Origin of the sequence: Lactiplantibacillus songbeiensis, assembly GCF_005405125.1 — a bacterium.
Taxonomy (GTDB): Bacteria; Bacillota; Bacilli; order Lactobacillales; family Lactobacillaceae; genus Lactiplantibacillus; species Lactiplantibacillus songbeiensis.
In genome coordinates, this window is sequence record NZ_BJDL01000029.1 from 1 (window position 1) to 16,001 (window position 16,001).

Here is a 16,001-nt window from a genome sequence, read left to right on the forward strand (position 1 = left end):
AGCTGGGTATCTACGCTCATTTTATCCATTATCAGAACACCTCAGATTGTGTTCCAACTTTTGGGGTACACCTCAGCCTTGGCTTCAAAATGGCCCATGGCGTTCCAGCGTTTTAGAAACCAACCGGCAGGCGGCAATTTCAACTAGCACCAAGCGTATTTTGGTGATAAAAATAGTGGTTCAGAAATTTCAAACTCATTTCTGAACCACTATTTTCATTAAATTCCAGACTCTTCGAAACCATTTAGCCATAATAGACTAAGGTTGTGGCAATAACAGTAACCGCTGACCAGCCAATGCTGAGGCTTCAAATGCAGCGGTCGTCTTAACTTGCTTGCCATAGTCCACAATTAACGCGTGCAATTCCCGAGCATGGGCAAAATCATACGTCCAGGCGTGCTCAATTAAAGCTTGTGCCTTCAGATAACCGCTGGGCAAGTCTTGACCTAACCAAGCGAATAACCGGCGTAAGTATGTATCAACAATGATCGTCGGGTTATTAAACACATACATCGAGAAATAATCCGCTGTTTCATCCCCAATACCCTTCAGCGCCTTTAACTCCCGTCGCAGTTGAACAGCCGGTAATTGACGCATGGTCGTTAAGTTAAAGTCATACTGCTTAGCCCAAGTAGCCAAGCCCTGTAAAGTCGGTACCTTCCGCGTATAGAAGCCCGCGGGTTTGACTAGCGCGGTTAGCTCCGTCGTTGATAACGCCAAGAGTTGCTGTGGGTCAAACTGTGTGGCCGCTTTCAAGTTCGCTAATGCATAGTCGACATTGCGCCAGTTCGTATTTTGAACCAGTACGCCGCCCCATAAGATTTCCCACGGCGTCTCTGCCGGCGCAACACCGGGTTCCAGCCAGTGTCTTGGACCTAAGTCAGTTAGTAAAGCCTGATATAAATCATCGATTGTCATTTTTTCCCTCCTGTACAAAAAAAGAGCCAAGACACACATCGTATGTCTGACTCTTTAGTTTTTCAACTAATTTAATTGACATGGGTTCGGTAAGTCCAGCTTACCGAGCCAGATTAGCTGCGTTGAACCGTTAACACGATATCCGCTTTTTTGTCATCGGACTTAACGCTTTCGTCGTAATTCAAGTCAGCGTCATCGAATAATTGCTTAATTTCTTTGCTGACAACCTTTAATTCCCGTGAATCACCTTTTTGACGGCGAATATAAACCACGTATTGGGTATCTTGTTCTTCAAGTTCATAATCGACATCTTCATCGTTCAAAATCACATAAATCAACTTACGTTCTCTATTCATCAGTTTCCGCTCCTCAAATTAATTAAGATTAATCGTCGTCATTAGCGGCGAGTTGGCTTACTTTTCAGTAGCCAACGCTTGAGCAAAGCTCAGATAATTCTTCATGCAGTGATCCAACCAATCAATCGATGCTTGATCTGTTAACTGGCCCGCATTATTAAATTTATTCTGGACTAAACCCATTAAATATTCGTTTCCTGGCAAAACTCGGGCAGCCACACCGGGCGAGTCTAAGATTTGCCGCAAAGTCCCCTGTGCGCGCACTGTCCCCAGCGGACCCATTGTCGCACCTAAAATCATCACTGGTTTACCTTTTAAGGGATGCTCAACCCGTGACAACCAATCAATCGCATTTTCTAGCACGCCAGGAATACTATGGTTATATTCGGGTGTCACAAAAATGACCCCATCTGCTTGCATAACAGCTTTTTTGAGCGCCGTTACCGTTTGGGGTGCTTCAAGTTCAATATCTTGGTCATAAAAGGGCAACTCTCGTAAAGCTGGGATCGTCATATCAAACTGGTCACTATACCGCTTTTGAACAAATTCCGCTAATTTTTGATTATAGGATGCATGTCGGATACTACCGACGAGGGCCACAATTTTCATGTTAATTAAAGCTCCTTTAAATGTATTTACTTTTAGTATACGCCTTTTTTTACTCTCGGGCGGAACCGGTTACAAGTTTGAGTTAATTTTTTCATGCCTTAACCCCTTTTTTTACCGCTTTTCTTACCTCAATACTGCAAACCACCACATATCAAAATTAACCACTTAACCACCACCAAAAATCTGCTTGTTTCTTAACTTTTTTCAAAGCTAAGTATCCCACCCAGCCCCCACATAATCAGTCTGTTATACTAGCTGATAGAGAATTTGATCGGGGGTTTTAACGTGTATTATCGTGGTGAAGTACTAGACTTTGTGAATATGCTCATGACAGATACCACCGTGCCTTTAATGCGGTCGCGAATCGTCTTTTCTAGTAAAATCGATGTCGAACGACTTAAAGCGGCAGTCCTAGCTTCGGCGCAAATCGTCCCCGAAATTTTTGCGCAATATCAAGCTGACCACAACCGCTTTGAAGTCACCTCGCAACAAGTTGATGACCTCGTTGTCGAAGCCCAAAGTCCTTATAGTCCAGAAAATTTTGCTTTTAATTTAACTACCGGACCACAACTCCAACTATTCGTTATCCATCACGATCAATATGATGTTTTACAAGCATATATGAGCCATCTTCTAACCGATGGCGTTGGGTTCAAAGAATACCTATACTTACTTGCTCAGGCGTACAATCATGACGATCTAGCGGCCATCAGCAATGAACGCCGGTTACGACCCGTGATTACCAAGTTGCAACGGCAATTTCACCGGCCACGGGCGCATGCGGATTTACCGTTGAACACGGTGCAATTACCACATTATCAAGGTATCAACCTCCGCCACATTGGTCATATCATGTTGACGAGCAAGCAATTTATGCGCGTGCGCCAAGTTGCCAAAGCCCAAGATGTCGGCATTAGTGAAGCCATCTTAGCAGCCTATGCCAAAGCATTACAGGTCTTAACCGGACATACCACAATCACCTTACCTTGTCCGATTAACTTCCGCCACTTCACAACGGCCGAAGCCAATGTCACGCGCATCGCGAACTTGACTGGCACCGTTTATTTGAATATCAAAGTCGATGTTGATGCCCCATTCACAGCACTAGTTCAACATGTTCATGACTTGCTAGCAACTGAACGTGCCCATGCGGCTTTCTTATATCGGCTGACTAACTTGCAAAAGATGAATCATGCGATGCCAGTCGGCGTGATGCGTAAGATGGCCAATCGTTGGCTGGCGCATCAGCCACTAACGTATACGAATTTTGGTGTCGTTGACCAAGAAAAGTTACAGTTCCACGGGCTCAACGTGGTCAATTGTGTCTTCTCAGGGGCCTTTCGACCAACCCCCGCTATGGAGATTGCCGCTAGCACCTTTGCCGGAACTTGTACGTTGAGTTTTAACAGCATTGGTTCCGAACGTGATTATCAGCTCGGCATGAAGATTCTAGAAAACATTCAAGCCCAACTCTTAGTTTGGTCACAAACGGCCATCGTCGCTAACAAACTCAGTGCGACAACTGAAGAAAAATAAGATCATTAAAAGCAGCTTACCTGATTATGACATCAAGTGAGCTGCTTTAATTATCTCGATAGCCTAAAGTGATTCTATAATGGTGTCCACTAATAATCCTGTCTTAGCTTATAGTTTTTTAATATGAGATTCTAATTTTTTATAGATATCATCGTATTTCAAGTCACTATCAGCAGTTTTAGCGATTTCGATAGTCCAGGCAGCCAATTCTTCATCACTGAAAGTAATCTGATAATCGTTAGCGTTGCAAAGAATTTGCAGGGTCAACACAGCAGTCCGTTTATTACCATCTTCAAAGCAATGTAGCTTAATCAGTTTAATAAAGATAATACCAACTTTGGATTCAAAAGACGGATACGGACTCATGCCGAAAAAGTCCTGCTGTGGCAGACTAACTAATGATGATAGTCCTTCAGGGTTGCGGACAAACGGTGTTTCATTATTTTGTGTAACGATACGAGCGTTAATATAGGTTAAATCGCGTTCGTTTAAATATTTCATATTACTTATCGCTCTCCGCTAATATATCAAGTGCCCCTTGGTATTGCGCCATCGCTTGATCAACCAGGCCAGCAAGTTTCTGCTGTGAAATCACAGCATTTGCATCAAGTTTCAAAGTTTTGTCTGAATTCATTGAGACGGTCACGGTATCACCCTTTTTCAACTGTAACGCCGCCGCAAAGTCCGCTGGGATAGTAACCGCTAGTGAATTACCAAATTTTGCTACTTGTCGTTGGGTACTTTTCTCAAAAGCCTTCTCACTCATGAATACCACCTCCGTCATATTTACAGCCATTATACAATCTATACATATATACGTCTATATTTTCACTCGAACTATTTCTAAATTAGTCAAATCGACTTCACTGAAGCTAACTTCGCTATTCACCAACAGCACACCTAAAAAGCCACCACGGCTAGCGGGCATTCTGAACGTTTTACCAATGGTGCTATAAAACCACTACGCTTGGTGCTAGTTAAAATTGCCGCCTGCCGGTTGGTTCCTAAAACGCTGGAACGCCAACGACACGGCTGAGCATTTTAGGAACCAACCTCTCGGCTAAATAATCGAACTGAAGATAATCAATCGTTAATTTGTCAATCCCCGTTAGTTAACGCCGGGCGGGTCAGAATTGGCTCAGTGGTGTCGTTTATCTTGGTCGGTGATTTTCCGGCCTTAGATAAAACCCGGCTTTTGAGACCGCTCTGTGGCTCAAAAACGTGGCCACCACGTTCCAGCCGATTCTGGCCCAACCAGAGTGGCAATTTAAGCCAACTAGCACCAAGCGTAATCACTGACTATCCGGATGGTACTTTTTCTAAGTGCACTACCAACGTTATTGCCAAGCATAATCTTATTTTCTAGGAACATGCACGCGATCCTTTTGGAAACGGAATAATCTTATGATCGGTAGCCCGGCTACATAATTCTTCAGCCTCGTCACCGGCATACCCTCGTGCTTGCAGCAAGCCATTGGGTCTAGATTGCCACTGCAAGGCTGGTGCAACGACAACACTTAACAAGCCACCAGCAGCTAAGTCAACACCGTAATTATGAAAACTTGGTTGAACGGCAATCCGAGCTGGCGCTTGCGTGCTAGGCTGCAATCGCGCCGTAGCTAAGTCACTGACTGTCACTTGCATGGCAGTGATTGGTTGAAATGGGGTTTCTAGTAAGTTCGTCAATAAGCCATCATACAAATGCAACACGCGCGCATCAGTCGGCTGCCAGACCGGCAAACCAGCTTGTAACCAGTTCAGGCCAAAAGTTAAAGCAACTTGGTCATGACTAATATCAACTTCAATTGGCACGACTTTTAAAGCCAATGCCGCTTGCTTAATCGCCGCGACTTGGTCATCGCCATGATGAACGACACAAAGAATTGTAAACCGTGGAAAGGCACTAATCTGACCCGTTGCACTGTCAGCTTGAAGTTGTTTTAAGCTAGTCGTTGCGTTCAAAACTGCCTGTAAGCCCAACTGATACCATCGTTCATATTGAATCCGTGCTGCTGGTAATGCCGGTACAATTGATTGTGTCATTTTAATCCCCTCCCAATCACCGTTATGATGACGCTAGTTTACCGACTTTCAACGGCACATCGCAACCCCAAATGCCGAAGTCGTTATTTAATTTTGTCAAAAGTTTAATTTGGTAACGTTTCTAAATTGGAATCCTTCTAAAAAGTGTGGTTTAATAAGGGTGAATAAATCGGTAAAGGAGGAACCGCATCGTGGCAGCAGATATGTTAACCCAAGCAATTCAAGAACTCAAAGACCATAAGATTCGGGTCACCCCACAACGTCAGATCATCTTGACGTATCTGGTCACCCATCACAATCACCCGTCCGTTGAAACGATCTACCAAGCGCTCGATACGCAATTACCTAATCTAAGCCTGGCAACCGTTTATAATACGTTAAAATTATTTGTTGATTTAGGGATCGTCATCGAACTGCAGAATGGTGACGCTGGGACTCATTACGACTTCTTCGGTCGCCCACATTATCACGTTGTCTGTGAAAACTGCGGTAAGATTACTGATGTCTTTGAACCAGATCTCTCCGGGGTTGAAGCTAAGGCCGCCGAACTTTCTGGCTATTTAGTCACAAGTCATAATATGGAAGTCTACGGTCTATGCCCTGATTGTCAAAAGAAACTCGGCGTCACGCGCACGGCAGAGCTCCGGCGCTTAAACTTATCACATGTCGACTAGTCCAAATTACATGCTAAAAAGCCATCCAGTCACAACTGCTGGATGGCTTTTCTGTTGGTCACAAATCGTTTAATGGACCCAGGATAAGCTGTTAGCAAAGTTGCCAAACTAATCTAAGCTGATAACGCTTTTAAAACCATCTCAATCATTTGTGAATACGCAATCGGCCTGGAATACTGCCAACTGCTGACATCGCCATATTGATACAAATGATGCTGTTTAACGGCTTTAATGTTCTGCCATAATGGATCCTTAAATAAAGATGCACTATGTTCGTTCGCACTAAAAAAACGATTTTGGCTAAACTTAACCAAAATCGTTTTTTGATATGGGACTAGTCGTGGGCTTGACCAAAGGCAAAATAAAGCCACGGGCCAATCGGTTGCACAAATGTTAATAACAACCAGCCAAGCTTATGGCCGCGCCGGACTGACTTAGCCCGCAGAATATCGGCAATCGCAATACTAGTCGCTGTAAATTCAAACGCCGCAAACGGGGCAATCCGTTGTCGAACGCGCCGTGACAACTGGGCATGATGCTGAAAACGACAATGTGGTGACATGTTATCAACCCCCTCATCTAATTGCTATCATTATACGCTGTTTGAATTGTAAACGCTATCAAGCAAAGATTTCCGGTGGTCGTTTCGTCAAAAACTTCGTGGAAGGGACTTGAATCGTATCAATGACGGTAGGTAACTGCAATAATTGCCGCACCGTGACCCCGACCTGGCCGCGATCAACCGTAATAATCTGATAACTACTGCTTTCGCGCACCTCATGTAACTGCGGATCAGTACAATCAATATCATACGCTGCCGAACCGGCGACCACATTAAGCACGTGGTCGCCAATCAGATATTCAGTCGGAAAATGGACATGGCCTGAAAAGACCCCACCAATATTATGACCGCGCAAAACTGATAATAATTCGGAGGTGTTCTGTAAAATCGCGTAATGCATATTACTCATCGTCGGTCCATCGAGCGGATGATGTAGGAAGATAAAGGCGCGTTTTGTCGGCGCCTGGCGTAAATGTTTACCCAGCCATTGTAGTTGTGACGCGGACACCCAACCAGCTTCATAGCCACTAATTTTGGAGTCTAAAAAGTAAAAATCATTGTTACCAATCCGCATCCGATTAGCATAGTATGGCCCCGGATCTGCTGGTAGATATCCCTCATAAAAGGCTTGGCGGTTATCATGATTGCCAAGCAAGACCCGGACATGGCAGTTAAACTCAGCCTTCATCATATGCACGACACCATGCAGCCGCTGATAGTCATCCGCAGAACCACCATGCATCAAGTCACCCGTAAATACGATCAGATCCGGCTCATACGGCAACGTTCGAATATCTTGGATAATTGCCGTTAGTTTGGACCACGGATCAGTCTGCTGCTGATGCGCTGGCACGTCGCCATGCGGGGTCAAGTGGGTATCTGAAATCTGAACAATATGCAAACGTTGCACCATAATCACTTCTCTACTCTAGGATTCACCAAATGGTTAACTTCAGCATACTAATCAGACGTAAATTTTTAACAAGCTATCCTGTAAAATAATTGTAAATTTTATGTTTTGCTAATCTAAAGATAACCGAGATTAGTTAAACTTGCCGCCTACCGGTTGGTTCCTAAAATGCTGGAACGCCATGGGCCATTTTGAAGCCAAAGTACGGTCTTCAAAACTGGCCTTGGCCTAAGTCCGAGCAGACCACTCGCACTAAGGCCAACGACACGGCTGAGCATTTTAGGAACCAACCTCTCGGCTAAGTGACTGACCTTCAAATAATCAATCATTAATTTTTTTATTCTCGTTAGTTAACGCTGGGCAGGCCAAAATTGGCTCAGTGGTGGTGTTTATCTTAGTCGGTGGTTTCCCAACTTAAATAAAGTCTGGCTTGGAAGACTGAATCTTGGCTTCCAACCAGCGTGGCAATCATTACCAGTAGCGATTTAAAACGGAGTGGGCTATGATAGGTCTAATTAGTAAAACAAGTGAGGGATTATTTTGAAAAATATTTTTGTCGGCCCACGTGTGGCTTTGGCTGTGCCACAGCCAGAAGATTTCGATGAGATTAGTGATTGGTATACTGATGGTACGTTTGTCCGTAATCTGGACACCATGCCAGCACGGCCATTGTCCGGGGAAGACTTAGAACAAACTTACCGCAACCTTAACCGTGATACTGAATTTTACTTCCATATTCGCGCTTTGGATGACGACCGTCTGTTGGGATTTGTGACGTTGTTCAACATCGACTGGCATAACCAGATTTGCCAGTTGGGATTGGCAATTGGGGATGCCGATGATCGGGGTCACGGCTATGGCACGGAAGCTCTAAATTTGATGCTTAATTATGGTTTCAATGAGTTAAATCTATATAAGGTTTGTTTGGACGTCATTTCAACTAACCAAGCTGCCATTTCTGTTTATCAGAATAGCGGCTTCGAATTTGAAGGCACGAATCAGCGTGCTATCAAGCGTGACGGCCAACGTCTAGACCTATATAGCATGGGGTTATTTGCCGAAGATTTCCAGCCACGCATAAAATTTAACTAATCAATCAGCGCAATTAGTTGCAGCCGGTAGCGTTTGCAATTATAATAGTCGCAGATTGATAGAAAGTGTCGAACTGACTATCAATCCTTAATATTCTTTAGTTTTTAGATCACAGCCGGTGTTGCTGCCATAATGCCGGTGCGATCACTTTCATTCATAGACTCCCCCAAGCCTTATGAATGGGGTTCATCAAAGCCCCCACTTTGATGTTTCCTACTCCTTGACCACTGCATCCCCTGATGTGGTGGCTTTTTTTGTAGAGTGGTCACTCAGACGGGTTGACAGTGAGCATTGCCTAGTTAAGACAAGTACTCGGTGAACTTTCCGAGTGATTGGCTTAGCGTAGCAAGCGGAACTGGCAGTCTGAGTGAGCACGTTTCAGCAAATTTGTAGCCTGTGAGGTTTGACGGGTTGGGGATGAGCATTGCCTAGCCAAGACAAGTACTCGGTGCTTTTTCCGAGTGGTTGGCTTGGCTTAGCGTAGCAAGCGGAACTGGCAGTCTGAGTGAGCACGTTTCAGCCAGATTTATAAAATCCACAAAAAAAGGCCGCCCCAGCCCCAAACGGAGCCAAGTCGACCACCAACCTTAAATCCGACTGGTGCGCCATCTACTCACAATCTCAGTAAATCGTTCACCACCCAAATCTAACGTCCCTATTCTTCTTCCATCTCAACCACGTCACCACGTTTCGACCAGCGTTCCTTAAGCTGTACCAAACCCCACGCAATCCCCGCGGTAAATAGCAACAACATCAACGTCGACATCACAATCACAATGATAATCTGAACCCCTTCTGCTTTTAACACATCCAGCTTCGTCACTAATGCAATCCCGGACGGAATAAAAACCAAACTAATGATTTGTACGAAGAAATTACTAACGCCTTCCACTTGTTCGAGCTTGACGATTTTCAATGTTAACAATAGGTATAACATGATCATTCCAATTAAGGCGGGCGGCATCGGAAATCCTGGCCAGATTTGATTAACCAATTCCGAAATCAAACTACTAGCTAATAGAATCAAACCGTAAATCATGATTTGCTTAATAAATTTGCCTTTATTTTTCATAAGTCCTCCTAACCTAACCCGATTAACTGTGCGAACCCCGGCACCATAAAGTTCACTAAGATACCGGCCACGACGAACGCAATCGCGCCAGTCGCCCCAGCCGCTTCACTCACTTCAATCGCCTTTGTCGCGCCAACCGCATTACCCGCAATGCCAAAACCTAAGCCCGCGCCTAACGGATTCTTGTGCAGTTTGAACCACCGAATAAAATGATCACCCAACGCATAAATCAAGACGGAGTTCAAAATGACTGCAAACGCCGCAATTGCTTGATCGCCACCAACCGATGCGGCGACTGGTAACGCAATCGCCGTGGTCGCCGCTTGAACCAACATCGCACCAAGTGCCGCATCGGTCAAACCAAGTAACATCGATACGGCATAAATCCCAAAGAGTGATAATAATAGGCCTAAAAATAAGGCAATCAAAATCACATCCCAATACTTCTTAAAAATATCATTTCGCTTATACAACGGCACCGCAAAGGAAACGGTAGCCGGTGCCACAAACCAAAATAACCAATCGCCACCAACTTGATACGCTTGATAAACTTTGTGCAACGGTGCTTGCAGGGCCGACGCAATCAATACCAGCAAACCAATCCCGAGCAGCATTCCAAAAAATAAGGGTTGGAATAATACAAACCGATTCGTTTTATGATAGAAATACTCGCCAATCCCATAGACTAGCACGGATAGCCCGATGCCAAAGAATGGATTATTGAGAAGATAAGTCACATAATTTCCTACTTTCTTTTGTGAAATCAAAGTTACAAAAAAGGCGCCCCACATCGGGTCTAGTCATCATTTACCATGGTGGTTAGGCTCGAGCAGTGCGCCAACACGACTCTAAATATTATGTTTTAATTATAGCAAACAAAAGTAAATAATGATAGGAAGAATTTAATCAACTACATAAAACATCAAAGCATACGCCCCAAGTCCCGTATGAGTCGCAATAATTGGACTCGTCCGCTCAACTAATAAATCCGCTTGCGGCGCGACTTCTTCAACTAACGCTTGGGGGGCTTTAGCCACCTCATCGTCACCGACATACGAAATTCCCGCCGCTTCAACCCGGGTCACATCAGCTAGGTCATTTAAGATTTGGGCTTGGGCTTTAATCAAGGCTTTCTTCCCGCGACCACGGGTGTAAAGCTTCAACTTACCATCGACGATTTCAAAGACAAACTTCAACTTAATTAAGTTAGTCACCATGCCGGCGATTTTCGGTACCCGGCCACCTTTAACCAAATTATCCAGCGTATCCACGAACAAATACACGTGGGTCTGCGCACGAATCACGTCAATCTTAGCGATAATGGCCTCCAAGTCTGCTCCAGCATGCGCCATGCGGGCAGCTGTCAAGACTTGAAAGGCCATGCCACGATCGGCCGACTTAGTATCAATCACAATCACGTGGCCTTTAGCCAGTTGGGCCGCTTGCCGCGCCGCATTGACCGTGCCACTCAGGGTTTCGGTTAAATGCAGCGACAAGACGGTACTGCCATCCGCGGTCAAATGGTCGTACAAATCCACAAATGACCCAATCGCCGGCTGACTAGTGGTTGGCAACAAATCGCTAGCGGCCATCTTGCGGTCAAAATCAGCCCGTGAAATGGTATCATCGGCAACCAAATTTCCATCAAATCCCACCATTAACGACACAATGTGAATCTCATACTGTTTGATCTCGGCCGGGGTAAGTTGGACCGATGAATCCGTCACGATTTTAATTGTCATAATTGACGCCACGCTTTCAAGTTGTTTTGCTGGCTATTATAGCATTCACAGTTTCATCAACCGTTTTAAAGCCCGTGATAACAACGTTTAGCAAGTATCAAAACGAAGCGACGATCACAATTTAGTTATAAACTTTGTAAAACACAACTTTTAACCCACACCCAGCACTGCTTTTTCAAGAACACATCACTGTTTTGGCTGCATGATGTCACAGTTTCTTCAAAAACCGCCGTTATACTATGTCCATAGTCAATTAGGAAATCCCCGTTTCCGAACGACGCCCTAACTTTTGAATTCATTTACTTCTCCCAAAAGTAATGAATCATGTGTGTGCACAACCTAATTTAAGTCCCACTTCCCTTTTCCACCATCTTCCCCGGATGGTGGTTTTTTTAGAGTGTGAACGAAGACGGGGTGCTGGTGAGCATTGCCTAGCTATGTCACTGACTCGGCGGGCTTTCCGAGTGAGTGACATAGCGTAGCAAGCGGAACCAGCAGTCTTCGTGAACACGTTTCAGAAAAAACAACAACTCACCGAAACAACCCCACCCAAACATTTCACTTTAATTGACGCTAGCCCACTAACCGGTTACGCTGAACTCAACTACAAGTGTTGGAGGGATAATTATGCCAATTGCACCAAGTCACGCCCAAGATGTCTGGAAAGATGTCGGCGAACATGTTCAATTCACCGTTTTAAGCTTAACGCGTCAAGATCAAGCCCAAGCACAAGCTGTATTTCAAGAATTTGCAGATCGGTCGCAAGCGATTATTCGCTCATTGCGGATTCGCGATGCTAAGCCCGAATCGGGGTCGCAGCTCAAAGTCAGTATCGGTCTGAGTAACGCTGCATGGGATTATTTATTCCCCAATGCGCCGAAACCCCAAGAATTAGAAACTTACACGACCTTAACTGGACCTAACTATCAGATGCCGGCCTCAGCTGGTGACCTCTTCTTCCATATTCGCGCTAGCAATGAAGCGATTGTCTACGAATGCCAGACACAATTCCGGCGGGTTCTAGACGACATTACAACCGTTGTCGATGAGACTAAGGGGTTCCGTTATTTCGAAGGCCGGGCCATTATTGGGTTTATTGACGGCACGGAAGCGCCAGCGGTGGAAGACGCCGCTGATTACGCTTTGATTGGCGATGAAGACGCCACCTTTGAAAATGGTTCATATGCCTTTGCGCAAAAATGGCAGCATGATATGCCCGTATGGGAACACATGTCGACTGAAGATCAGGAAAAAGCCGTGGGGCGTGAAAAGTTCAGCGACTTTGAATTAGCTGACAAAGATAAATTCAAGAATGCGCATAACGTCGCTTCCAAATTCGAAGTAGACGGTGTGGAACAAAAAATCGTACGGATGAATGTGCCATTCTCCAACCCCGCCGCTGGTAATACCGGCACCTACTTTATTGGCTATGCGCGGCACTGGACCGTTACTAAAGGGATGTTACAAAACATGCTGGATCAAGGTGACTTTTTATTGACCTTCTCTAAATTGCTGTCTGGTCAATTATTCTTCATTCCGTCCCGTGATCTACTCGCGCAAATCGCTGACGACGACTTCCACTAAACCTTATTTCCTTCAGAGAACAAAAATAGCCTTGCAGAAATTTCGGTAATTTCTGCAAGACTATTTTTTTTTAACCCATCAGTTTACTAAACCCTTATTTGACTTGTTTCAACGCATCCTGAACGGCTTCTTTAATCGCTCGACTAGAAGCCGATGCACCAGAAATCGCATCAACATCGGTCGAATTAGCGGCCACGATTTCTTTTGGCAACTGGTCAACTGCGACTAAGCCAACGTCTTCACTTTCATGATGTTGAACAACTTCAACATTTTCAATCTGCTTAGCGCGATACGTGACCCGCACGGTGATCTTACCACCTAAGCCACTGTTGGAACTGCCTAAATACTGATCAGCGCCAAGATCGACTTTGGCTGCATTTTCGGTATCTACAATATCATTGACCCCGTTGACGTCATCGGCATCGACATCATCGGCATCGGCCTTTGCAGTTGCCGCTTGTTCGCCGGCTAGCTTACCGAAAATTAAACATTCCGCTAAGTTACCGCCACCTTGGTAACAGTTTGAGACAATTCCACCGAGTTCACCGGCACCATAAAGATGTGGAATCGGTTGATCATTGACACCTAAGATTTGCGCCTTTTCGTTGCGTTCAGGCCCACCTTGGGTATTCAAGACATCGTTAGCGACCGCAATCGCATAGTAAGGCCCATCGTCAAAGGCCCGCATACTCTCAACGTGCCGGCCAAATTCATAATCTTCACCGGCTGCTTTAAATTGATTAAAGCGAGCGACAGTCTTTGCTAGATTATCAGCTGGTACGTCCATTTGGGTGGCTAATTTAGCTAAAGAATCCGCGGAGATCAATTTATCCATAAATTCGGGGTAAGGTAACCGACCGTTAGCGGCTAATTCTTGCTTGAAGTCATTGTATTGAGCTTGATCAAAGACCAAGTATGGATGCAAATTCTTCATCGGAATCAACCATGAGCCATGGGTCTTAATATGACCATGCCGATGTGGTGAGTCTTCTGGGAAGTAACGGGTCCCGTCATCAGCGGTCACTAAGATACTTCCTTGCTTCAATAATGGCCAGTTCAATTGCCGACCACGTTCATTATCAGCTTCTTTAAAGGTCAAACCTGGCAAAACACCGTGTGATTCATAGTTGGCCATATGCCACATCTTGGCCCCTACCGTTTGGGCCATCTTAACCCCATCACCACGGTTATAGAGCGTACCTAATGGCGTTAAGCGCTTGCTATGCAAGTAAGTCTGGACGAGTTCAGGGTTATTTTCAAAGCCGCCCATCGCTAAGACGACCCCATTCTTCGCATGCACATTGATCACTTGATCGTGACGTTTGATTTGCACGCCACGAATAATGCCAGTACCAGGTTCTTGAATCAACTTTTGAGCCCGGGAATCCAACCAAATATCAATCTTGTCGGTCCGATCCATGACTTGTTGCCGTAAGACTTTCCACAAGCCAGCGTCTTTGTCACGTTTGTGGACCAGCGCAAAGTCAACGGTCTCGCTACCCTTTAGTTCTGGGTATTCCGCCATCGTCTTCTTCATATCAACCGCATCGCCAGGCTTAACATCATGCTTCCAGCTAACAGCTTTAATGCCTAAGTAATTTTCAAAGTAAGCGGGAATCTGGCTCATCCCACGTAGATAAGCCTGCAAAGTCTTTTCTGGGGTGACGAACGACCCATTCAAGCCGTGATAGTAATCGGTCAAGTCTTTTAAGCTTTCACCCATGACCACGTGTTGGGCAGAATAACGGGTATTCCCACCTTCACGACCATAAGGTGCCGTTTCAACAACTAAGACCCGCGCGCCATTGTCAGCGGCAAACCGGGCAGCCGAGGCTCCGGCACCCCCAAAGCCTAACACGATCACATCATAATTGCCTTGCCATTTAACGGCCAACGCGGGCGTACCGTTTTGCATTTTAACTAATTGCGTGAAATGCGCAAAACAACTTTCCAAGAAACTAATCGTCTTTTGGTCAACTAAGCACCCTTGGTCATCAAAGGCTTTCGGTGCAAAGCTCAACATAAATTCATTGCCAGGTAAGACGGTCGCCCCAACGCCAGGTGAGTTCAAGATTAACCGTAATTCATCTTGGGCGCGCGACGTGCCTTGGATGCCTAAGGACGTGCCGACAATCATTAGCGGTTTGCCATTTAACGGATGCACACTATAGGAGAGCCATTCGATGACACTCTTCAAAGCAGCTGGCACAGCGTGATCATATTCAGGTACCCCAATAATGACCCCATCGGCAGCGTCAATTTGATCGGCTAAGGTCTGAACAGCGGCTGGTAATTCAGCGTCTTTACTAGGTTCTTTAAATAATGGGACTTGATCAATTTCAGCCACGGTCATGCTGACTTGGGTACTGAAATGATGTTGCATGTAATGTAGTAATTCACGATTATATGATTTTTCGGCATTCGTACCGACAATAGCGACTAATTTCATAGTTAACAGTCCTTTTCAGTTTTATGTCTGATTTCATTTAACAGCGTGTGGTTGTTCACGAGGTCAATATAACGACTTTTGACGAAAAGGCAATGTGAAATTTTGATTAAGTCGATTAAAGGCTGGTATATCAGGTTAAATTAGCCTGATATTTTTTTGAACAGGCTGATTATCATTGTGTAAAGCGCTTACTTTAGCTAAATAATTGTTTGATATTCATAAATATTATTAATGAATATTACTAGATTAAAACCGACACTTAACGTTTAAAACCATGTCGTAATAATTAATTCCGTGGGGTTTCTCTTCTATTATTCCTATTAAATCAACATTTAAATGATTATTCAATCTCATCTATTAGTCTTACCCCCTATCCAAGGATTGACAATTACAAAATAAAAGTTATGATATCTCATGAATCTTAAGCAAACGCATTCAATCTCCATATTCATGT

At 44.8% G+C, this 16,001-nt stretch carries 16 protein-coding genes; 4 read left to right on the forward strand and 12 right to left on the reverse strand.

Features of this window, described 5'->3' with window-relative positions:
• Nucleotides 1-258: 258 nt before the first annotated feature.
• The 3 genes from FFM77_RS11490 to FFM77_RS11500 all read right to left on the reverse strand — a co-directional run bounded on the left by FFM77_RS11490 (nt 259) and on the right by FFM77_RS11500 (nt 1,883).
• Nucleotides 259-918, reverse strand: coding sequence for an endonuclease III domain-containing protein (locus FFM77_RS11490; protein ID WP_137635906.1), 660 nt, complete (start codon nt 916-918; stop codon nt 259-261).
• Between the two features lie 113 nt (nt 919-1,031).
• Nucleotides 1,032-1,274 (reverse strand): hypothetical protein, encoded by a 243-nt coding sequence (locus tag FFM77_RS11495; RefSeq protein WP_137635907.1) that lies wholly within the window; start codon nt 1,272-1,274, stop codon nt 1,032-1,034.
• Between the two features lie 57 nt (nt 1,275-1,331).
• Nucleotides 1,332-1,883, reverse strand: a complete 552-nt coding sequence (locus FFM77_RS11500) for an NADPH-dependent FMN reductase (protein ID WP_137635908.1) — start codon at nt 1,881-1,883, stop codon at nt 1,332-1,334.
• A 285-nt stretch (nt 1,884-2,168) separates the two neighbouring features.
• On the opposite strand from FFM77_RS11500, the gene FFM77_RS11505 reads away from it, so the two are divergent.
• Complete coding sequence (locus FFM77_RS11505; protein ID WP_223876829.1) at nt 2,169-3,419, forward strand: hypothetical protein; 1,251 nt, start codon at nt 2,169-2,171, stop codon at nt 3,417-3,419.
• A gap of 108 nt (nt 3,420-3,527) precedes the next feature.
• On the opposite strand, the gene FFM77_RS11510 is transcribed toward FFM77_RS11505, so the two are convergent.
• The 3 genes from FFM77_RS11510 to FFM77_RS11520 form a co-directional block, all read right to left on the reverse strand.
• Nucleotides 3,528-3,920 (reverse strand): type II toxin-antitoxin system death-on-curing family toxin, encoded by a 393-nt coding sequence (locus FFM77_RS11510; protein WP_137635910.1) that lies wholly within the window; start codon nt 3,918-3,920, stop codon nt 3,528-3,530.
• A 1-nt stretch (nt 3,921) separates the two neighbouring features.
• Entirely contained in the window at nt 3,922-4,185 is a 264-nt protein-coding gene (locus tag FFM77_RS11515; RefSeq protein WP_137635911.1) for an AbrB/MazE/SpoVT family DNA-binding domain-containing protein, read from the reverse strand.
• 596 nt (nt 4,186-4,781) lie between these two features.
• Nucleotides 4,782-5,462: a hypothetical protein gene (locus tag FFM77_RS11520; protein ID WP_137635912.1), complete on the reverse strand. Its 681-nt coding sequence runs from the start codon at nt 5,460-5,462 to the stop codon at nt 4,782-4,784.
• A gap of 191 nt (nt 5,463-5,653) precedes the next feature.
• On the opposite strand from FFM77_RS11520, the gene FFM77_RS11525 reads away from it, so the two are divergent.
• Nucleotides 5,654-6,136, forward strand: a complete 483-nt coding sequence (locus tag FFM77_RS11525) for a Fur family transcriptional regulator (protein WP_137635913.1) — start codon at nt 5,654-5,656, stop codon at nt 6,134-6,136.
• 334 nt (nt 6,137-6,470) lie between these two features.
• On the opposite strand, the gene FFM77_RS11535 is transcribed toward FFM77_RS11525, so the two are convergent.
• On the reverse strand, nt 6,471-6,698 hold the full coding sequence (locus tag FFM77_RS11535; RefSeq protein ID WP_137635914.1) for a PLD nuclease N-terminal domain-containing protein: 228 nt from the start codon (nt 6,696-6,698) through the stop codon (nt 6,471-6,473).
• A gap of 58 nt (nt 6,699-6,756) precedes the next feature.
• Nucleotides 6,757-7,611, reverse strand: coding sequence for a metallophosphoesterase family protein (locus FFM77_RS11540; RefSeq protein ID WP_223876830.1), 855 nt, complete (start codon nt 7,609-7,611; stop codon nt 6,757-6,759).
• A gap of 537 nt (nt 7,612-8,148) precedes the next feature.
• Between FFM77_RS11540 and FFM77_RS11545 the strand changes: the two genes are divergently transcribed.
• The gene (locus FFM77_RS11545; RefSeq protein ID WP_137635916.1) at nt 8,149-8,700 is read left to right on the forward strand and encodes a GNAT family N-acetyltransferase; all 552 of its coding nucleotides are present in this window, start codon (nt 8,149-8,151) and stop codon (nt 8,698-8,700) included.
• A 655-nt stretch (nt 8,701-9,355) separates the two neighbouring features.
• Here FFM77_RS11545 and FFM77_RS11550 read toward each other — a convergent pair.
• The 3 genes from FFM77_RS11550 to FFM77_RS11560 form a co-directional block, all read right to left on the reverse strand.
• Nucleotides 9,356-9,772, reverse strand: coding sequence for a CidA/LrgA family protein (locus FFM77_RS11550; RefSeq protein ID WP_137635917.1), 417 nt, complete (start codon nt 9,770-9,772; stop codon nt 9,356-9,358).
• 8 nt (nt 9,773-9,780) lie between these two features.
• Nucleotides 9,781-10,509: an LrgB family protein gene (locus tag FFM77_RS11555; protein ID WP_137635918.1), complete on the reverse strand. Its 729-nt coding sequence runs from the start codon at nt 10,507-10,509 to the stop codon at nt 9,781-9,783.
• A 165-nt stretch (nt 10,510-10,674) separates the two neighbouring features.
• Nucleotides 10,675-11,514, reverse strand: coding sequence for a DegV family protein (locus tag FFM77_RS11560; RefSeq protein ID WP_137635919.1), 840 nt, complete (start codon nt 11,512-11,514; stop codon nt 10,675-10,677).
• Nucleotides 11,515-12,141: 627 nt separating this feature from the next.
• Here FFM77_RS11560 and FFM77_RS11565 point away from each other — a divergent pair.
• On the forward strand, nt 12,142-13,098 hold the full coding sequence (locus tag FFM77_RS11565) for a Dyp-type peroxidase (protein ID WP_137635920.1): 957 nt from the start codon (nt 12,142-12,144) through the stop codon (nt 13,096-13,098).
• 94 nt (nt 13,099-13,192) lie between these two features.
• On the opposite strand, the gene FFM77_RS11570 is transcribed toward FFM77_RS11565, so the two are convergent.
• The gene (locus tag FFM77_RS11570; protein WP_137635921.1) at nt 13,193-15,547 is read right to left on the reverse strand and encodes an FAD-binding protein; all 2,355 of its coding nucleotides are present in this window, start codon (nt 15,545-15,547) and stop codon (nt 13,193-13,195) included.
• Between the last annotated feature and the right edge of the window lie 454 nt (nt 15,548-16,001).